Raw genomic sequence first — 21153 nt, 5'->3', positions numbered from 1 at the left:
GGATAAGGATGGATATAAGAGGTGTCATGATGAAAAAGCGGTTCACTTTGATCCTGGAGGGGATACCTCTCTCGCCGCTTCATATCTCAGGTCCTGGTGAGAGCCTACCTCTGATCGATAGATGCATTCAGGTCGATCATCGGGGCATACCCCTCATACCCGCCTCCAGCCTGAGGGGCAGGATAAGGGCACACCTTGAGCGTCTGGCCAGATCTTTCGGCCATCCGATCTGCACGCCTCCCAGGCCTGATCTGACCTGTCCGCACAATCCCCATGTGCCTCCCCCCTGCTTAGCATGTAGGATTTTCGGCAGCAACTGGTTCCGTTCTGAGATCTCCTTCACCGATATGATCCCCATCTCCTACCCGGAGGCTCCACCTCCCCCCTGGTATCGAACGGGGGTAGGGATAAACAGATACACCGGAACCGTCAGGGAGGAAAGGCTCTTCGTCACCCAAGTTCTCCCCGCCAAGGAGATGCTCCTCCGGTGTGAGATCGAGGGGGAACTGGAAGAGGAGGAGCTGGGATGGCTGATAGCCGCGTGCAGAACGGTCAACCATATCGGCGGTGAAAAGGCCAGGGGAATGGGCAGGATAGAGCTGAAGGTCAAATCCCTGCTTATTGCCCATCCTGAAGGCGAGAGGGAGGAGGAATGGGAAAGATTCATCCGGATCGCCCTGGAAAAGGAGGTTGAAGGTGATCGAGCTTGATCTCACACTCACGCCCATCTCACCACTCCTCATCGGAGGCGGCATGGACGTGAGAAACGTCAGACGAAGCCGATCCTACATCCCTGGAAGCGTCCTGCGGGGAAGCCTTGCGATCGAAATGCTTAAGGTTGCCGAGGAACAGGAGGAGCTTAAGGGGTTATTCGACGATCTCTTCCTCGGCGAACATCCCGCCCTTTTCGGCCCGCTCTATCCGACATATCAGCCCGGCGAAGAGATCATCCCGGCGCCGGTAACGGCAGTGACATGCAAGGATTACGGCGTGGACCACCTCTTGGCCGATACGCTGATCTCAAGGATAAAACCCGGCCGAGGATCACAATGGCTCTGCCCTAAGTGCGGTGGAGGTCGGCTGGAGAGATGGAGGGGATTTATATGTCGGGGGGAGAACACGGGATACCTATCGCTCTCAGATGTGCCTAAGAGGATGCACGTCAAGGTAGGACTGAACAGATACACTGAGACCGCCGAGGAGGGGATACTCTACACCCTTGAAACCATCGAACCGACGTTGATCTTCCAGGGGAAACTGATAATCGATGAGAAACTGTGGGAAAAGCTGGAGCAGTTCCTGAGGATAAGGTTCAAGATGGAAAAGGGCGGATACAGGATCAGGATCGGCGGCGGCAGGGCCAGAGGATACGGATCGGCGATCCTATCCTTTAGACCCAGCCCTCCAATCTCGATCGAAGAAAGGCTGAGGAGGTTCCAGGAGAGTATCGGAGATCCGGGGAAGATCTACTTCACCCTCACCGTCATATCCCCTCTGTTGATCCTGGATGAGACAGGGGAGAGCATGAAAAGCCTCCCCGCCGAGATGATCGCCGAATGGGTCAAGCCGATCACGGAGGGAAACATGGTCGAAGTCGAAGAGTTGACCGGATGGTCTGAAGCATGGAGTATGCCGAAACCTATACTTCAGGCGATAGCCGCCGGAAGCGTCTTCACCTTCTCAGCTCCCGCCTCCAGATGGGAGGAGCTCATACCGATATTGAACCGAATTCATGTGGAGGGGATGGGAGAAAGAAGGACTGAAGGGTTGGGAAGGATCTCCGTATGTGACCCATTCCACCTTGAAACCCTCTAAGCATTCGTATCCTTCAGGGTGGGAATATGAAGGCCATAAAATGGGAGGTGATCGACATGTTAAGCGATGACGAACTGGTTATAATGGCCGAAAGATTGGTCTATGAACTGAAGGATAAACTCCGCAAACGGGCTTCAGAAGGCCGATCGCAACTGTCTAAGGCGATAGAGGTCGCAAAGGCCTCAAAATCCTTCCCCGTCTTCGTGAACTGGGTGAGATATCAGATGGCCCGGGAGAGAACCTCCGGTGGAAGCGCGTCGGAGATATGGAGGGTCATCGGCGAGTCGATCTATGCCGCGACGGCCGAGATCGAAAGATCCGATCCCGATCCCCAATCGGCCATCACCTCGCTCGTCAAGTTCCTCGGCTATCTTCGCAGGGCGTTCATCGGGCTCGATTACATGGACAGGATACCGGCGATAGGGGGTGAGAGATGATCTGGGATAGCTTCCAGAACCTGATGAGGATAGAAGGTGTGCTGCGGCTGGAGACGGGTTTGAGGATAGGAGCGGGGGTGCAATCCGCCGAGCCCACCGCCTCAGATCTGCCCGTTATCCAGCTCCCGGACGGAAGACCTTTCATCCCCGGCTCCTCCCTCAGAGGAGCCCTCAGAAGCCACATGGAGAGGATCGTGAGGGCCCTGGAGCCGGTGGAGTCAAGGCCCTATGCCGGCAAAGGCGCATGTAACCCCGTCGATCAGGAGGAGTGGTGTATAAAGGCGAAGCAGATGCAGAAATGGAGGGAAGAGATCAGAGGGGAGAGAAATCCCGATCTGGAGCTGGCAAGGAGGATATGGGACGGATCGTGCAGGATCTGCAGGCTCTTCGGATCGCCCTGGCTCGCCTCCAGGCTGAGGATATCCGATCTGACTCCTATCGGTGAGCCGATGACCCAGGTGAGAGACGGCGTCGCCATAAACAGGGATAAGGAAACGGTCGAGCACAAGTTCGACTTCGAGGTCGTCGTTCCAGGAGCCGGATTCAAATTGGAGATGGTAGCCGAAAACCTGGATGAGACCGAAAGAGGGTTGATCTCGCTCATGCTGAACGAGATGAGAAACGGAAACGTCCAGATAGGCGGCTTTAAGGCGAGAGGGATGGGCTGGATCACACTGGAACAACTCACCATCCGATTTCTCGATTACACCGATAGAACGGCCGCCAGGAGATACCTCCTGGAAGGGGAGATGGAGGAGATCAGCGAGGAGAGGATGAGGGAATGGATCAAAGCGCTTCTCGATGACATGGAGGTGCCCGATGCATAGCAGACTTTACAACGAGATGGAAATCCACCTTCGGCTCACCCCCTCCTCACCCCTGCTTATAAAATCGGGCGAGACGGGAATGAACGACATAGATCCCACCCTGCCCGACATGTCCTTCGTGAGAACCTTCAGGGCCGACCTCGGCTATGAGACGGTCTATATCCCCGGATCATCCCTCAGGGGAGTTCTCAGAAGCCACGCCGAAAAGCTGCTTCGATCCGTCTCGGACGAACTGGCCTGTCAGATAACGGGCAGAAGCTGTCTCAGGGTCAAAGGGCTGAAGGAGAAGAAGCTGGATGGGCCGAAGGCATATCTGGAGTCATGCTATGCATGTCGTCTCTTCGGCAACACCGCTATAGCTTCCAGGGCGAGGGTATCCGATTTCTACCCGATAGGCTCCATCAGGACTGAGGTGAGATACGGAGTCGCCATAGACAGGGTGACGAACGCCGTTGCACATGGCCCCTTCCAGATGGAGGTGATCACCGAGGGAACGTTCGAGGGGCGCATAACCGTCCGCAACTTCACCCTCGGCCAGATCGGCCTCCTGGGAGCAGGGATACTCGATATGGCCGACGGTCTCCTCCCGCTGGGCTTCGGCAAATCCAAGGGATTGGGCGTCATGGAGGTGGAGATACAGAGGGTGACCTTCTCCTCACTCAGAGATCCCAAAGGCTCCCTGAAAGGTGTGGGATTGTTAGCTGATGAGGGGATTAAGAGGCTATACCGGCTGCCGAGCGGTAAGGGACAATCCCTGCCGGTCGGGGAAGAGGCCAAGCGACGAGGGCCGTTTTACCTGCTGGAGGCTACGGGACAACGGGCTGCAGAATGGCTCGATGCCCTCACGCCGGTGTGGATCGAGGAGGTGTCGGAATGAAGGGGTTCCTCCTCAAAGCGGAAGGCGAAACAGCAGAGATCTGTCGGACGCTGATGGAAGAGGGGATGCTGCCTGAAGGGGAATCCTTCTGGTTCGCATGGAACGAAACCGAGATCCTCCTGCCGCGAAGATTGAATGAAACGGACGAGATCGAGGGGAAATGGGATCTGATCAGGATCTTCTCGGAGGATATCGAGCTGAGGGCCTTCAGGCGAAACGGGGAGATCACAAACCTGATCCTGATCGAAGGCGAAGACGAGGATGATATCCTCCTTGAGGGGACGAAGATCCTTGAAGTCTGCCCGAACATCGTGAGTGGAAACAGAATATTCTGGGGCGAAAGGATGAGGTTCGGGGATAGGGAGGCCAGGGGCGTTGTGACCTTTCCCAGGATCCTGGATTACGACGTCAGGGCTCCGCTGGAGATGGCCCTGACCGCCAGGGTCTGGAGCTATCTGGACGAATTGATGCGGCTTAGACACGTCAGATACAGGTCAATACAGCCGGCCGAACTCGGCTCGATCCCCGTCAAATCGATAGGGAGGTGAGAGTATGAGGGAGTCGGAAAAGCCCTTCGACTTCGTCATGATAGAGGAGGATCTGATAGATCACGGCCCGGCTAGGGATAAAGCCGCCGGACATCACGTGATCAAGGAAGATAGGATCTCCGGCTATATCAGAGCCGAGATGGTCACGCTTACGCCCGTCCAGGTGGCCTGTGGATTGATGAAGCCGGTTAGGGTGAAAAAGAGAGGCGAGTGGACCGAAGAGGTAGCGCTGGATCACTACAGGGTGAGGGATGGAGCTGTCATACCCGGCTCATCGGTGAAGGGCGCTGTGAGAGCTGTAGCGGAGGCCATATCCCCATCCTGCCTTGCCGTTCAGGAGAGACGAACACGACCGAACGCCCCAAAAAGGCTGCGCCAGTGCTCGATAAAAGGAAACGGGATCTGCCCGGCATGCAGGATCTTTGGAACGATGGGATACCAGGGACAGGCGCGCTTCCACGACATCGTCATACCCCCGAAATCCCTCATCATGGCGAGGGTTCCCATCCTATGGAAACCCGGCGGAAAAGATGAAAGGAAACTGGCATCGCTTTATATCGAAGAGGATGGATTCATCAGGGGACGCAAGTTCTATTATCACGCGAGATATGCCGAAAGAGATGACGCGAGGGTGGCGGTCAAAAAGGGCGTTACGGCCGAGATGAAGGTGAGCTTCCAGAACCTCTCCGAGTCAGAGTTCGGCCTACTTATAGCGGCCATGGGATGTCATCCTCTGAAACGTTTCCCCATAAAGATCGGGGCGGGGAAACCGGTGGGATTGGGCTCCGTCGAGATAAAACCCATCGAAATAGGGTTGCTACAAAGGGATCAGATCGCAAGGACAGGAAGAATGGGAGGGATGAAGAGGACGTCGGACGACGAGATGTGGAACCTGATCTCCAGGTGTGTCTTCGCCGCCGAAAGGGATGGAACGATATTGCCGGACCCTTTGGAGGATGTGGTCGGGATATATGACAGGGTAGGATTGGAGAATCAAGCGCCATCAGGACCATATTGAAGGTTAAGCCTACAAAAAGCGGCATGTGGGGTGAAACGTGAAAACGGATTGGAATCAGATCATGAGAGAGGCCGAAAAGGTGGCCAATCAACTGGTGAGGAGGGATGTGGATCTCTCCGAAGCTGAAAAGATGCTGGATATATACGTCCAGAGCGACTACAATGAGGAAATGATCAGGAGGTATCTCGATACAATGGCCAAAAACCCACCTCCCAGAAGCAAACAGAGCCAGAGGTACTTCAGGGGAATGAGGGATATATGGAACATGTGGAAACCCGAGCTTGGAGGAAAAGAGAAAGCGATGGCATGGGGATGGGGGGTGAGGATAGCCAAGGCCCGGACGAAATAATTGTGAGGTGAGGAGATGAAGGCTACTTTGATACTCTCCGTCGGAACGTCGGCGGAACCGCTGATCAAAGCGGTCGAAGAGGCAGGCGAGGAGGTGGAGGAGGTCTTCCTCGTCTACGGCAGACCCTTTGAGGGCCAAACCCCATCTCCCTTCGATGTGGCCTACGAGCTGAAGCGCCATTCACAGGAGAGGGGATTAAACGTCAGAACCTTCGAGGTCCCCGATCCGGAGGATTTCAACCTCTGCCTGAAGATCTCGAAGGAGGCACTTGATGCGGCTAAGGAGAGCGAGATGATCGTGGTCAACTACACAGGGGGAACGAAATCGCTCTCGGCCGCCCTAGCACACGCGGCCCTGTCAACCGAGATAGCGGGCGAGCTGATCTTCGAATACGTCGGCGGCAAAAGGGATCGAAATGGAAGGGTTATCGGCAAGGAGATGAAGATCAAAAGGATAAGCAACACGCTCACCGTGGAGATATCTCACAGGATAGTAAACCTGCTCAGTGAAGCCAACTACGCCGCCGCCTTTTACCTGTCCGAGAGACTCCCTGAGACGGGATGGGCCGGATTTCTCAAAAGAGCGACTGAGGCGCTGTGGCTGTGGGATAACTTCGACTACGAGCCCGCGACGGCCATCATCCGCGATGAGCTGCAACAAAACGCGCAGGTCTTCCTCGATCACGACCTTCTCTCCCCTATAGCTGAGACTATCGTAAGGCTCGCCCGCACCTCAAGGCCGCTTAGGAAAAGCGTTCCTATGCTGAAGAAGCTTTCGGCCAAGGACAGAAACCAGACCGATCTCCCCGAAACCGAGGCGATGTCCCTCATCTGCGCCGACACGCTCGAAAACGCCCAACGCAGGATGAGACAGGGCCGTGCCACAGACGCCGTCCTGAGGGCCTATAGGGCCGTGGAGGTGGCGGTGCAGGGAAAACTTATGAGCATGGGGATCAATCCGTGGCTGCCGAATTGGGACGCTATCGATACGGAGGCTTTGAAGCGATTTCAGGAAAGAATGGGATATCTGCCCAACGATATCGCCCTTTCGGCGGGGATCTGTCTGATCGAATCGATCTCCGGCCAGACGCTGGATGAAAGGAAAAACGATATGTTGAAGGATCTCCTGCGATCCAGGAACATGAGCTACCTGGAACACGGATATACCCGCCTCGACGGAGAGACGGCCGAAAGGCTGATCTCATACGCCCAGACCTTGGCCGAGACCGTCCTGGATGTGGATCTGAAGGAGCTCAGGGAGAAGGTAAGACATCTCCGTTGATCGGACGGTGTAACCATGCCTACCTTCGTCGTGTTCGCATACGATATACCCGACGATAACCGCAGAAATAGGGTCGCCAAGATCCTGGAGGGATACGGGTTCAGGGCTCAGAAAAGCCTCTTCGAATGTTTCTTAAGCGAGGAGAGGATCAGAGAGGCAGTCGAGGATCTGATGAAGGTGATCGATCCGAAGGAGGATAACCTGAGGCTATATCGGCTCTGCAGGTCATGTCAAAGCAAAAGGGAATCATACGGCGTGGCGCAGAGGATAGATGAGCCAAAGAGGTTCATCGTCTGAAGGGGGTGATCCGAATCTCGACACTATGGGATCAACTGACGGATATATCCACCCTCAGAGAGGCGTGGATGAAGGTGAGCCAGAACAGAGGCGCTCCAGGGATGGACGGGGTGAGCGTCGAGGATTTCGAGCGGAACGCCGAGGAGAACCTTGCCCAAATCCAACGTGAGCTGATCTCACGAACCTACTCCCATTCTCCCGTCAGGAAGTTCAAGCTCAGCTCGGTGGACGGATCGGAACGTGAGATCGCCATACCGACGATCAAGGACAGGATCGTGCAGGTCGCCCTGCATAAGGTGCTCTCTCCCGTCTTTGAGCCCACCTTTCTGGAGTGCAGCTTCGCATACCGACCTCATAAGGGCGCCCTCAAAGCCGTGCGTATCGTCCAGGAGCTCATCCAGGCCGGGTATCACTGGGTGCTGAGGACCGATATAGACGACTTCTTCGATACCATAGACCATAAGATACTGATGCAGATGGTTAACGAGAGGGTGAACGAGCCGGAGATATCGAACCTGATCGAGACGATGCTGAAAGTGGAGGTTTTCGATAACATGAGCTTTCGCGAGTGTGAGATAGGGGTCTTACAGGGAAGCGGCCTGTCGCCGCTGCTGGCGAATATCTATCTCACGCCGTTCGATAGATACATCACACAACGTGGATACGAGATGGTCCGATACGCCGACGATATAGCCCTCTTCGGCCGAGATGAGGATGAGGTGAGACGAGCTCTTGAGGATATAGAGGAGATGCTGGAAGGACTCAAGTTGACCCTGAACGAGGATAAGACGCATATCTACAACGTAGAGGAGGAAGGGTTCGTCTTTCTGGGATACCAGTTCGATTCAACCGGCAGGCGTGCCAGTCAAAAAGCCTCTGAGATACTTAAACTGAAGCTCCAGTCCCTCCACGAGGAGATCAAGGCGATGCCGCCGATGAGACAGCTCCAGCAGATTCTGGTCTCCATCCGCGGATGGCGTAACTACTACGGCCTAACCCCGTGGTTCGATCCGATCAGCCTCCCCATGCTTGCCGCCCTGCTGACATCGGCGGTCGAAACGGGAGATAGACGCCCCATCTCAGATCTCGCCAAAGCAAGGCTCAACATGCGGGATCAATCGCCGCAGATGAACCTCTATCTGGCGGAGCTCTGGATCCGGGCCGATAGAAGGGAGATGGCCCTCATCGAACTGGTATCCCCTCTGCATGATGAGGAGACCGAAGGGAAAGCCGTGGAGCTCCTAAGGAAACTACTCTCAGAGGAGAAGGCGGGGATTACCGAGGAGATGCTGAGTAGGATCAGGGAAACCCTCATCGGCTGGCAGGATGATATGATGCCCTCAAAGCTAGAAGAGCTCTCCTTCGATCTGGCGGAGATGGGATTTTACAGGCTGGCCAGAGAGATGAACCGGCTGGGCGAAGGGATAAAAGGTGAAACGCAGCCCGCTATCGAAACAGCGCTCCCCGAAAGCTCAAAACTGACCGCATCAGCCCAGGTTAAGGTGGAGCCATCGGAAGAGGATCTGGAGATGATGCTGGAGATCTTCTCCGGAAGGGAAGGTGTCTTCGCCGTCGAGGGGATAGATTCGATGGGGGTGAGGGTTTTCAGGAGGATCGATAGGCAGATCCGGACATCAGATCTCAAGGAACATATCCGGGGAGGAAAAACGGTCGGGGTGTATCTGCTGAGGTTGAACAACACCGTCTCTTTTGCAGCCGTGGATGTGGATATAGGTAGGAAATACCTGTTCAGAGCGGATGATCAGGAAAAGGAAGAGCTACTGCAAAGGACTCACCAGGATGCCCTCAGGATAGCCGCCGCGGCCGAAAAGCTGGGCGTCAAATGCTATATCGAGGATAGCGGTTACAAGGGCAGACATTGCTGGTTCTTCTTCCTGGAGCCGGTCAAGGGCGAGATCGCTAAGGAGTTCCTGCAGAGGATAACCGAACAGGCAGGGAAACCCTCTCCTTCCATAGGATGGGAGCTTTTCCCGCAGCAGACCAGGGTTAAGGAGAACCAGTTCGGCCAGCTCATAAAACTCCCACTTGGGATCCACTCCAAATCGGGCAGGAGATGCCTTTTCCTCGACGAGGCTGGGCTGCCATATGAGGATCAGATGGAGCTGCTCAAAAACATCGAGCCCATACCGCTGGAGAAGGTCAACCGGATACTCAACGTTGGAACAACGGTTGAGCCGTTCGGCGGAGATGAGTCGTGGATCGCCGAGATGTTCCCCGATATGCCGCTCACGATCAAGGTGGTATCGGGATGCAACGTGCTGAAGTTCCTCTGTAGGAAGTCCAAGGAGACGAACTGGCTCCAACATCACGAACGGCTCCTCATACTCAGAACGCTGGGACACCTTGGAGAGGAGGGCAAAAAGGCGATCCACGCCGTCATGAGCCACACCCTCAACTACAGCGAGAGGATAACGGACAAATTCATCTCCAGGCTCGAGCCGTATCCGTTGAGCTGTGCCAGGATCAGGGGGAACTACCCTGAGCTGACCGCCAATCTGAGATGTAACTGCAGGTTCAGATTGCCCCCAGGTGGATATCCCAGCCCCATACTCCACGCCCTGAGGGTGGATCAGGTGCCGGCGATGAAGGATAAGATGGAGAGGATCGAGAGGGAAGAGGAGGAGAGATCAGAAAGGAGGGAGCTTAAAGAACAGGCCACCTCGCTGGTGCAGAAGCTCTCAGAGCTTAGAAAACACCTGCGCGGGATACAATCCAGCATCCGTAAATGCGAGGACGAGCTGGAGGAACTTTTCAAAAAACATAACGTGGAGGAGGTGGAGCTGGAGCTGGGCATGTTGAGGATGGTCAGAGATGGGGATAAGGTGAAATGGGTTATAGAGGTGTGATATGGCGGTCGTCTACGTGGTCGAGCAGGGATCGGTCGTCAGAAAGGAGGGTGGAAGGATAGTCGTCGAAAAATCTGGCGAAAAGCTCCTGTCAGTGCCCCTGATACATGTGGATAGGATGTTGATCTTCGGAAACGTCCATCTGACCGCCCCGGCGGTGGCCGCCTTGATGGAGACCGGCGTCGACGTGGCCTTCCTCTCCATGAGGGGAAGGCTGCGCGGGATGCTCAGCTCTCTCAGCTCGAAGAACGTCTTTCTGAGGATGGCCCAGCATGACAGATGGCGCGATCCGGCTTTCAGGATCAGAACCGCAAAGGCGATCCTGAAGGCTAAAATCTTCAACCAGAGACAGCTTCTGCAACGATATGCCAGAAACCATCCGGAGCTCGATCTATCCCAGGCGATGGATGAGGTTGGCAGGGCGTTGAGACAGATCGAGGAGATCGATGAGAGGGGAGAGGCACGATCGGCTATAGGGAGTTTGATGGGTATAGAGGGGAAGGCCAGCGGGGCTTATTTCGGCGGGTTCGGCAGGATGCTCAGGGCCGAGATGGGCTTTGAAACCCGACAGCGCCGTCCTGCCCCAGATCCCATAAACAGCCTGTTGAGCCTGGGATATACGATGCTGACCAACGAGATCGCCTCGCTGCTGGAGGCGCATTCATTCGACCCCCTCTTCGGATTCCTCCATTCCGTCAGATATGGACGAAAGTCGCTCGCCCTGGACCTCGTCGAGGAGTTCCGTCAGCCGGTGGTGGATAGATTCGTGTTGAGAACGATCAACCTGAGGATATTCAAGGAGGAGGACTTCCGGAGACACTCCGATGGGGGGATCTATCTGACAGAGGATGGCCTGAGACGATTTTTCGACCGATATGAGGAATATATCGAAGAGGGGATATCGGTGAAGGGGAGGAAGATGAGCTTCAGAAAGCTCTTCGACGACCAGGTTCTGGAGCTGGAACGGGCGATAATGGATAACGACACCTACAGACCCTTCACGATTCAGCTTTGAGCTTATATTCTTAACCTCTCCCCCCATCCCCTCCCCGAAACGGGGAGGGGGGCTTTATCCTCCGCCGAATCACCTTCTCCTATTAAGAGGGCTCTTCCCCTGAGGGGAAGTAGGGGCGAGGCATTTTTCCCACGATGCCTCGCCCCTACTTGACAACATATTAAAGATCGATTATAATCGAATATCGACAAACCAAGATCCGCTTCATAGGGATTGCGACGGCGGAGGTAATGATGCCTCCGCCTTTAACCCTGTCGGCAGATCCTCCGCTAACCTCCGAAACCCCCGAAAAAGGGGGGTAGGTTAGCGGAAGGGTCGAAAACGGGCATGAGCTCTTACGGCATCTGGGTTTTCGCTCTTTGACAATCGAATATTCCCTCCTCAAAAAAGGGGGTTTTCCGGTTGCTCTGGAGGAGGTTAGCGGAAACGGCCCTTTCAGCCCAGTATTCATAAGGGCTGGAGAGGGGGGCGTGACAAACCAAGACCCGCTTCATAGGGGATTGCGACAGAGATATAACCTCTGGGATGGTTCATAAACAGGAAACGTGACAAACCAAGACCCGCTTCATAGGGGATTGCGACCACTTTCGATATTCCTTAAGCTTCTCAGCTAACTCTGTGACAAACCAAGACCCGCTTCATAGGGGATTGCGACTTTGCAGCTGTTCATCGTAAAGTTTTGCTCCGAAGAGTGACAAACCAAGACCCGCTTCATAGGGGATTGCGACGGACCCGGCTCTTTGCAAGGGCTTTGAAGCCCTTACGTGACAAACCAAGACCCGCTTCATAGGGGATTGCGATAATCTAATGGAAGGGGGAAAATCAACTTGAGGTTTTCGTGACAAACCAAGACCCGCTTCATAGGGGATTGCGACACTGGGGAAACACTTCTATCCAGACCGTTTGAATCGTGACAAACCAAGACCCGCTTCATAGGGGATTGCGACAGGTCCTTATAGAGCCGGAACCACTTCCCCGGTTCCGGGTGACAAACCAAGACCCGCTTCATAGGGGATTGCGACACGGCCTAGCTCATCAGGCCCTGGGCGGCCACCCCCAGGTGACAAACCAAGACCCGCTTCATAGGGGATTGCGACTTGGGGAAACCAACCTCCTTACGGTTTCACGGTGATTGTGACAAACCAAGACCCGCTTCATAGGGGATTGCGACAATGAGGGTTTTGGCTTCCATCCTCACACCTCCTCGTGACAAACCAAGACCCGCTTCATAGGGGATTGCGACCATCTATTGAAGGCCCTCGCTTTACATACTCCTCCCAGTGACAAACCAAGACCCGCTTCATAGGGGATTGCGACTAACTAAGGATAATCTTCCAACGGTTCCTGAACAAGTAACCAAGTGACAAACCAAGACCCGCTTCATAGGGGATTGCGACTTTCGTCCCGTCTGACGATAAGCCCTCCTGATATGGGCTGTGACAAACCAAGACCCGCTTCATAGGGGATTGCGACATTATACATTTTCATCATCCCCTTTTTATAGATTTAGTGACAAACCAAGACCCGCTTCATAGGGGATTGCGACAGGTCTACTATCTTTTTCCCGGCTTCATCCGCGAGTGTGACAAACCAAGACCCGCTTCATAGGGGATTGCGACACTTCTTTAGAGAGCCTTCTGAGAAGCATTTGGAATGTGACAAACCAAGACCCGCTTCATAGGGGATTGCGACTCTACCGGCGTCTTCACCAAGCGGTGGAATCCTCCGGTGACAAACCAAGACCCGCTTCATAGGGGATTGCGACACCTCCTTATCGCCTAAACCCCGCAAACTTATGCTTGGTGACAAACCAAGACCCGCTTCATAGGGGATTGCGACGTTATCGCGAATAAAGAGTCTCACCCCGTTTATCAACGTGACAAACCAAGACCCGCTTCATAGGGGATTGCGACTAACCGGTCGGGAGGGGGACCAGATCACCGTAGTCAGTGACAAACCAAGACCCGCTTCATAGGGGATTGCGACAGACATTCAGCTGAGTACTGCCTAGCGGGTTTGAAAGTGACAAACCAAGACCCGCTTCATAGGGGATTGCGACCCTCTCTTTCTTCTTTTGTTAACTGGGTGGAGGTTCTGTGACAAACCAAGACCCGCTTCATAGGGGATTGCGACACCTCGTTGTACGGCCTTGGCTTTTCGCCGCCTCGGTGACAAACCAAGACCCGCTTCATAGGGGATTGCGACAACGAGAACGACAAGTTTGTGCGGAGAGAGGTTTCTGGTGACAAACCAAGACCCGCTTCATAGGGGATTGCGACAAGGCGACATCCGCCATATTTCAGGCCCTCCAGGAGGTGACAAACCAAGACCCGCTTCATAGGGGATTGCGACGGTTCTTGCCCGAGCCGGTCCTTGCGGATCCGGCTCTGTGACAAACCAAGACCCGCTTCATAGGGGATTGCGACGAAACACCTCCTTCGAAATCGATTGCCTCCCCTTCGGTGACAAACCAAGACCCGCTTCATAGGGGATTGCGACTTACGGGGCCGTTTTCATCCTCTTTGAGGAGGGTGAGTGACAAACCAAGACCCGCTTCATAGGGGATTGCGACTCTACAGGATCCTTCGGGTTGTCTACGAGCTCCTTCGTGACAAACCAAGACCCGCTTCATAGGGGATTGCGACACGGCGTAGTTGTTGTGGATGCGTCGCGCGTTCCTTAGTGACAAACCAAGACCCGCTTCATAGGGGATTGCGACTTTAGTTTGATCATTGCTCTACCTCCTTATTTCGGTTGTGACAAACCAAGACCCGCTTCATAGGGGATTGCGACCTTCGGGGGAGGACGAGATCCTCATAACGGAGCCCTGTGACAAACCAAGACCCGCTTCATAGGGGATTGCGACACCATCTACATTCAACCTAACAGGATCTTCCGCTAGTGACAAACCAAGACCCGCTTCATAGGGGATTGCGACAAAGATCTCTCCTACCATTAAGGTAGGAGCCATCACGTGACAAACCAAGACCCGCTTCATAGGGGATTGCGACCTGCCTGGCAGGTTTGAAAGTGACAACGAGTACGTTGTGACAAACCAAGACCCGCTTCATAGGGGATTGCGACAACCAGATATCTACTATCTCTTTAACGTCTATTTCGTGACAAACCAAGACCCGCTTCATAGGGGATTGCGACCAAAATCCTCAACTTCGAGAACCGACTCCTCCTGTTGGTGACAAACCAAGACCCGCTTCATAGGGGATTGCGACTAGATGCACCTCTTCCGTACCTGAGTACGAACTCGATGTGACAAACCAAGACCCGCTTCATAGGGGATTGCGACTCTAGAGCCACTTTCGATATTCCTTAAGCTTCTCAGCGTGACAAACCAAGACCCGCTTCATAGGGGATTGCGACGTTGCACAGATCATCTATTGAAGGCCCTCGCTTTACGTGACAAACCAAGACCCGCTTCATAGGGGATTGCGACATTCTGGGTCGGTGCGATCTGGATGCTCCTCTATAGTGACAAACCAAGACCCGCTTCATAGGGGATTGCGACCGACTCGGCATCTGATTTGACGTTGAGCCGGACCGTAGTGACAAACCAAGACCCGCTTCATAGGGGATTGCGACACCTTCAATCTCTACCGTGACCATCATTCTCTCACCTGTGACAAACCAAGACCCGCTTCATAGGGGATTGCGACAACCAGATATCTACTATCTCTTTAACGTCTATTTCGTGACAAACCAAGACCCGCTTCATAGGGGATTGCGACCCTTATAAAATAACCAGATATCTACTATCTCTTTAACGTGACAAACCAAGACCCGCTTCATAGGGGATTGCGACACTGCCTAACGGGTTTGAAAGTGACAACGAGCACGGTGACAAACCAAGACCCGCTTCATAGGGGATTGCGACGAAATAAAGGATATCATCCCCTCCCCCTCTTCTAGGGTGACAAACCAAGACCCGCTTCATAGGGGATTGCGACAACCGGAGCACCTGGCTAGCGCAGTTTCTTAACTGGTGACAAACCAAGACCCGCTTCATAGGGGATTGCGACTCTCAAAACCTCCTTATTTCGGTTCTTTGTTTTTGGGTGACAAACCAAGACCCGCTTCATAGGGGATTGCGACAAGTTATACTCCCAACCCTCAGCCTTCTCGGCTACTTGTGACAAACCAAGACCCGCTTCATAGGGGATTGCGACTGGATTATATCTGTGGTCTCAATCAATCGCCCCTCAGTGACAAACCAAGACCCGCTTCATAGGGGATTGCGACATGATGAACGAAATCGTCCCCTCCTTCCCTTCTTCTGTGACAAACCAAGACCCGCTTCATAGGGGATTGCGACAGTGACAACGAGCACGTTGTTGTTAATCGTTGCCTCGTGACAAACCAAGACCCGCTTCATAGGGGATTGCGACACTGACTGCCTTAAACCCAGCCTTCTGGAGCCTCTGGGTGACAAACCAAGACCCGCTTCATAGGGGATTGCGACGCCCTCGTTTAGTTTGATCATCTCAAAACCTCCTCTGTGACAAACCAAGACCCGCTTCATAGGGGATTGCGACAGCTATTCCACGATATCAGCCCCTTGCCCTCCTCAAGGTGACAAACCAAGACCCGCTTCATAGGGGATTGCGACAAGGAGAAGGTCTACCTTTGGAAGGAAGTTGATCCAGTGACAAACCAAGACCCGCTTCATAGGGGATTGCGACAATTTTCAAAGATCCTCCTGCCATTAAGGCAGGAGCGTGACAAACCAAGACCCGCTTCATAGGGGATTGCGACTGGTAGTAGTACCTCCTCTTTGTTTTTGGGAGCTGGGGGTGACAAACCAAGACCCGCTTCATAGGGGATTGCGACTTACACCAACTGGAGGTGTTATACCTATCTCAACCATGTGACAAACCAAGACCCGCTTCATAGGGGATTGCGACGAGCATCTTCATTTAGAGTACTCGGGTCCTGGCCTAGTGACAAACCAAGACCCGCTTCATAGGGGATTGCGACACCCCACCGTGGGCGAGTAAATCGAAGGATAGCATTGTGACAAACCAAGACCCGCTTCATAGGGGATTGCGACACGGCAACAACATCCATGAGGGTGAAGACCCCCTTATGTGACAAACCAAGACCCGCTTCATAGGGGATTGCGACACCTCAGTGTCGTTGGGGTCAAGGGGGACGTATCCCCGTGACAAACCAAGACCCGCTTCATAGGGGATTGCGACATGTTGCCGTGCAGTTGTACCGTCTCGATGCTCTTGGTGACAAACCAAGACCCGCTTCATAGGGGATTGCGACAACTGCCAGGACCCGGCCGTCACGGGCCACCGTGAAGGTGACAAACCAAGACCCGCTTCATAGGGGATTGCGACCCACATACCCCCCAGGGATATCGCACCCTGGGCAATTGTGACAAACCAAGACCCGCTTCATAGGGGATTGCGACTTGCCTTCAGCAGCTTGTGGGCCCAGGCATCATTTAGTGACAAACCAAGACCCGCTTCATAGGGGATTGCGACCCTGCATGGGTGCACCTAGTTTTTCTGTCCTTTGAGTGACAAACCAAGACCCGCTTCATAGGGGATTGCGACTCTGCAAGACTTGCGCCTCAGATAAGCCTAGATCCTGGGTGACAAACCAAGACCCGCTGATAAACGTTAAAACGTTCAACGTTTGAACGTTCAACGTGTTTTCCTATCCCGCTTCATAGGGGATTGCGACTCATTATCTCAGTTCCTCTCATTCTCTCTCCTCCTCTGTGACAAACCAAGACCCGCTGATAAACGTTAAAACGTTCAACGTTTGAACGTTCAACGTGTTTTCCTATCCCGCTTCATAGGGGATTGCGACCATCCTCAGCCTTGACTAGTTCGCCGTCTCTTTCGATGTGACAAACCAAGACCCGCTTCATAGGGGATTGCGACAGTTACCTGCCGTTAAGTCTCGCGTTTGGCGGGTTGCCGTGACAAACCAAGACCCGCTTCATAGGGGATTGCGACTCTGATTCTGAGGTGTCCTTGCTCCTCCTCGCTTATGTGACAAACCAAGACCCGCTTCATAGGGGATTGCGACCCTCGTCCATTACTGCACCTCCACTAAAAATTCTAAGTGACAAACCAAGACCCGCTTCATAGGGGATTGCGACATGTTTCGCTTTCCACTAGCCACTCTGAATCACTCAGTGACAAACCAAGACCCGCTTCATAGGGGATTGCGACGAAATGACATATCGCTGTAAGGCAACAGTAGCGTTAGGTGACAAACCAAGACCCGCTGATAAACGTTAAAACGTTCAACGTTTGAACGTTCAACGTGTTTTCCTATCCCGCTTCATAGGGGATTGCGACACCACGGCCTCTACGCGCTTGTGGATGGGCTTCCGCGTGACAAACCAAGACCCGCTGATAAACGTTAAAACGTTCAACGTTTGAACGTTCAACGTGTTTTCCTATCCCGCTTCATAGGGGATTGCGGCGGGCATGGTCGAAGAAGAGAGATGTATCCGCTTGACATCGGAGGGGTTTTTAGGATAAACTTAATATCGCTTACAGGGTGCCGAGGTGTTGGAATTGGTAGACAAACCAGATTCAGGATCTGGGGGGCATTTCGCCCGTAGGGGTTCGAGTCCCCTCCTCGGCACCATTTTTTTTCTCCTCCTTTATCCTATATCTCCCCTTTCAGCGTCCGATCCGCTTACCCTCGTCTGCGTCGGAGATATTATGCTATCACGTGGAGTAGGCGATAAGATCGAATCGTTCGGCCCCACGTACCCGTTTGAGAGACTCAGAATCCTTTTGAGCTCAGCCGATATCACATTCGCAAACTTGGAATGTGTCATAAGCTCAAACGGCGATCCCATGCCCGAGAAGGAGATCAGATTTCGAGCCGTGCCTGAAGCGGTTGAGGGGCTGATGGAGGCTGGGATAGATGTCGTATCGCTGGCCAACAATCACTCCTTCGATTACGGTCGAAAGGCGTTGTTCGAAACGATGGATATACTCGCCCATTCAGGTATAGCCTATGTCGGAGCTGGGTTCGATGATCTCTCCGCATCCAGACCGGCGTATCTGTCGGTTAAAGGCTACAAGGTGGCTTTCCTCGCATACTCATGGGATTTCTTCCTGACGGTTAAGGCGGGGGAGGATAAACCCGGGGTAACCGTATTAGCCGAGGAGAAACTCAGGAAAGATCTGCTGATGGCGAGGAGATGGGCCGATCTGATCGTGGTCTCCGCCCATTGGGGATGGGAGTACGTCGATAGACCTACGCAGAGGGATAGGAAACTGGCTCGACTTGCTATCGATCTGGGGGCGGATCTGGTCGTCGGCCATCATCCACATGTCGTTCAAGGGGTCGAGCGATACAGAGGAGGGCTTATCTGCTACAGCCTTGGAAATTTCATCTTCGATCAACGCTCCCCAAGGACCAGGGAGGGGATTATCCTCAGATGTTCCTTCCAAGATCGAAGACTGGAAAGGGCTGAGCTCATCCCTATCGAAATAGATCCCAAGGAACACCGCCCATATCCGGCCATAGGTCTCAGGGCTTTCTCCATTCTCAGCAGGATCAAGAGGCTCTCTGGAAAGATGGGGACAGAGGTTATAATCTGCAGGGATAAAGGTCTAATTCCGATTGAGAAAGGAGATGAGGAAGCTGGAATATCTGAGGGAATTTCGCAGTGCCCAAGTCGTTAAGAGGCTTTCAGAGATCATACATGACCTCTCCTCATCGCTGAGGGAGAGAACCACGTTGATGGAAGTCTGCGGCACACACACGATGACGATCGCCCGGTTTGGGATCAGATCCCTCATGCCGGAGGAGGTCAGGTTGATCTCAGGGCCGGGGTGTCCGGTGTGTGTGACGCCGAACGAATATCTCGACAGGGCCATAGCGTTGAGCAGGCTTCCCGATGTGACGATAACGACGTTCGGCGATATGATGAGGGTTCCGGGATCAAGCTCCTCGCTTGAGCGGGAAAAGGCCTTGGGAGCCGACATCAGGGTGGTTTATTCCACATTGGACGCCTTAAAGGTGGCCAGAGACAACCCGTCGCGCAAGGTCATCTTTCTGGGAGTCGGGTTTGAGACGACGGCGCCGACGATCGCCGCAGCCATAAAGATCGCCTACCAGGAGGGACTGAGCAACTTCTACGTTCTCTGCGCCCATAAGATCATCCCCCCGGCTATGGAGGCGCTCGTCCAAACTGAAGATCTGGAGCTCAGCGGCTTTATCTGTCCCGGCCATGTGAGCACTATCATCGGATCGAATCCCTATAAACCGATCGCCCATAGATACCACATACCGTGCGTGATATCGGGATTTGAGCCGACAGATGTGATGCACTCGGTGGAGATGCTTCTACGGCAGATAGTTGAGGGCAGAGCCGAGGTGGAGATCCAGTATGATAGGGTCGTCAGGCCGGAGGGGAATCCGAAGGCATTGAGGCTTATGGAGGAGGTATTTGAGGTGTGTGATTCCAACTGGCGGGGTATAGGGGTGATCCCTTCGAGTGGACTCAGGATAGGGGGGAAGTTCTCCGAGCTGGACGCCGATCTGGCGTTTGAGGTCGAGGTCGAACCGACTAAGGAACACCCCGGCTGTATCTGTGGCCAGATCCTACGAGGCGTTAAGGAGCCGACGGACTGCCCTCTCTTCGGCAAAGCCTGCACTCCCCGCTCGCCTGTGGGGGCATGTATGGTCTCATCCGAGGGAACCTGCGCGGCATATTACAAATATGGGGTGATCCGATGAAAAGCGTGCTTCTAGGACATGGAAGCGGAGGAAGGCTCACACACGAGCTTATAGGCGATCTGATACTTAAAAAACTCCAAAACCCCATCCTGCAGAGGCTTGAGGATTCAGCCATATTCAGCTTCAACGGCATAAGATTGGCTTTTACCACCGACTCATATGTGGTCAAACCCATCTTCTTCCCCGGCGGAGATATCGGGAAGCTGGCGGTCTGTGGCACGATAAACGACCTCGCCGTAAGCGGTGCCGTGCCGAGATACATCTCCTGCGGTCTGATCCTGGAGGAGGGGTTCAGTATAGGGGATCTGGAAGGGATACTGGATTCGATGGCGAAGGTCGCGGCTGAAGCGGGGGTGGAGGTCGTGACGGGCGATACCAAAGTGGTCGAACGGGGCAAGGCTGACGGGATCTTTATCAACACCTCAGGAGTGGGATTCATCCCGGAAGGGATAAGGCTGGGTATGGAGGAGATCCGGGCCGGAGACCTCATACTTATAAACGGCCCCATAGGCGACCACGGGATAGCCGTGCTCTCCATGAGAGAGGGGATGCAGTTCGAGACGGAAATCATAAGCGACTGTGCCCCCTTGAACGGACTGATCACTCGACTTATCTCAGAGGTGGGAGATGTGATACGGTTCATGCGCGACCCGACCAGAGGAGGACTTGCCACGACGCTGAAGGAGATAGCCGAGGGAACGGGATTGGGCGTGGAGGCGGATGAAACGGCCATACCTATAAATGAGGCCGTCAGAGCCGCCTGTGAGATATTGGGACTGGACCCGATGTTCGTGGCTAACGAGGGGAAGGTGGTTCTGGTGATCGAGCCCGAATCGGCCCCAAAAGCATTGCAGATCATGAGAGAGCATCCGTTGGGAGCTGGAAGCGCCATCATCGGGGAGATAACCGCCGATCACCCCGGACAGGTGCACCTCAAGACAGAGATAGGAAGCAAAAGGATGATCGACATGTTGGTGGGCGAGCAGTTGCCGAGGATATGTTAGACCCTGAAAAAGGGTCAAAAAAGCTTACCCATGAGCCATCAGCATACTGAGGATCGCCGTCAGCGGTGAAGAGACGGCGGAC

Annotated in this window: 15 protein-coding genes, 1 tRNA gene and 2 CRISPR repeat arrays; all 16 genes read left to right on the top strand. The window is 54.0% G+C overall.

The annotated features are described in order from the left end of the window. The first annotated feature begins 29 nt into the window (after positions 1-29). Positions 30-710, top strand: coding sequence for a hypothetical protein (locus J7M22_18635; protein MCD6508623.1), 681 nt, complete (start codon positions 30-32; stop codon positions 708-710). Then, entirely contained in the window at positions 697-1815 is a 1119-nt protein-coding gene (locus J7M22_18630) for a hypothetical protein (GenBank protein MCD6508622.1), read from the top strand. The genes J7M22_18635 and J7M22_18630 overlap by 14 nt, the downstream gene beginning before the upstream one ends. Before the next feature lie 26 nt (positions 1816-1841). Beyond that, a complete protein-coding gene (locus J7M22_18625; protein MCD6508621.1) occupies positions 1842-2252 on the top strand; it encodes a hypothetical protein in 411 nt (136 codons plus the stop codon). After that, positions 2249-3079 (top strand): CRISPR-associated RAMP protein, encoded by an 831-nt coding sequence (locus tag J7M22_18620; protein ID MCD6508620.1) that lies wholly within the window; start codon positions 2249-2251, stop codon positions 3077-3079. The genes J7M22_18625 and J7M22_18620 overlap by 4 nt, the downstream gene beginning before the upstream one ends. After that, entirely contained in the window at positions 3072-3956 is an 885-nt protein-coding gene (locus tag J7M22_18615) for a hypothetical protein (GenBank protein ID MCD6508619.1), read from the top strand. Before J7M22_18620 ends, J7M22_18615 begins: the two co-directional genes overlap by 8 nt. After that, positions 3953-4504: a hypothetical protein gene (locus J7M22_18610; protein MCD6508618.1), complete on the top strand. Its 552-nt coding sequence runs from the start codon at positions 3953-3955 to the stop codon at positions 4502-4504. The genes J7M22_18615 and J7M22_18610 overlap by 4 nt, the downstream gene beginning before the upstream one ends. Before the next feature lie 4 nt (positions 4505-4508). Continuing rightward, complete coding sequence (locus tag J7M22_18605; GenBank protein ID MCD6508617.1) at positions 4509-5522, top strand: hypothetical protein; 1014 nt, start codon at positions 4509-4511, stop codon at positions 5520-5522. A gap of 61 nt (positions 5523-5583) precedes the next feature. Next, positions 5584-5871, top strand: a complete 288-nt coding sequence (locus tag J7M22_18600; GenBank protein MCD6508616.1) for a hypothetical protein — start codon at positions 5584-5586, stop codon at positions 5869-5871. A 15-nt stretch (positions 5872-5886) separates the two neighbouring features. Further along, positions 5887-7152, top strand: a complete 1266-nt coding sequence (locus J7M22_18595) for a TIGR02710 family CRISPR-associated protein (protein MCD6508615.1) — start codon at positions 5887-5889, stop codon at positions 7150-7152. A gap of 15 nt (positions 7153-7167) precedes the next feature. Beyond that, a complete protein-coding gene (gene cas2 / locus J7M22_18590; protein ID MCD6508614.1) occupies positions 7168-7449 on the top strand; it encodes a CRISPR-associated endonuclease Cas2 in 282 nt (93 codons plus the stop codon). A gap of 5 nt (positions 7450-7454) precedes the next feature. Then, positions 7455-10316: a group II intron reverse transcriptase/maturase gene (ltrA, locus tag J7M22_18585; GenBank protein MCD6508613.1), complete on the top strand. Its 2862-nt coding sequence runs from the start codon at positions 7455-7457 to the stop codon at positions 10314-10316. 1 nt (position 10317) lies between these two features. Further along, positions 10318-11331 (top strand): CRISPR-associated endonuclease Cas1, encoded by a 1014-nt coding sequence (gene cas1 / locus J7M22_18580; GenBank protein MCD6508612.1) that lies wholly within the window; start codon positions 10318-10320, stop codon positions 11329-11331. A gap of 470 nt (positions 11332-11801) precedes the next feature. Continuing rightward, positions 11802-16982: direct repeats of the CRISPR family, unit length 37 nt; unit sequence GTGACAAACCAAGACCCGCTTCATAGGGGATTGCGAC. A 147-nt stretch (positions 16983-17129) separates the two neighbouring features. Next, positions 17130-17608: direct repeats of the CRISPR family, unit length 37 nt; unit sequence GTGACAAACCAAGACCCGCTTCATAGGGGATTGCGAC. 262 nt (positions 17609-17870) lie between these two features. Further along, positions 17871-17958, top strand: a tRNA-Leu gene (locus J7M22_18575). 77 nt (positions 17959-18035) lie between these two features. Then, the gene (locus J7M22_18570; GenBank protein MCD6508611.1) at positions 18036-19010 is read left to right on the top strand and encodes a CapA family protein; all 975 of its coding nucleotides are present in this window, start codon (positions 18036-18038) and stop codon (positions 19008-19010) included. After that, complete coding sequence (gene hypD / locus J7M22_18565; GenBank protein MCD6508610.1) at positions 18961-20067, top strand: hydrogenase formation protein HypD; 1107 nt, start codon at positions 18961-18963, stop codon at positions 20065-20067. Before J7M22_18570 ends, hypD begins: the two co-directional genes overlap by 50 nt. Then, the gene (gene hypE, locus J7M22_18560) at positions 20064-21071 is read left to right on the top strand and encodes a hydrogenase expression/formation protein HypE (protein MCD6508609.1); all 1008 of its coding nucleotides are present in this window, start codon (positions 20064-20066) and stop codon (positions 21069-21071) included. The genes hypD and hypE overlap by 4 nt, the downstream gene beginning before the upstream one ends. Positions 21072-21153: the final 82 nt, after the last annotated feature.

This window comes from Candidatus Poribacteria bacterium (genome assembly GCA_021162805.1).
In the GTDB taxonomy this organism is placed as follows: domain Bacteria; phylum Poribacteria; class WGA-4E; order B28-G17; family B28-G17; genus JAGGXZ01.
The sequence above is the reverse complement of the archived record's forward strand: the minus strand, read 5'-3'. Positions and strand labels throughout refer to the sequence as shown.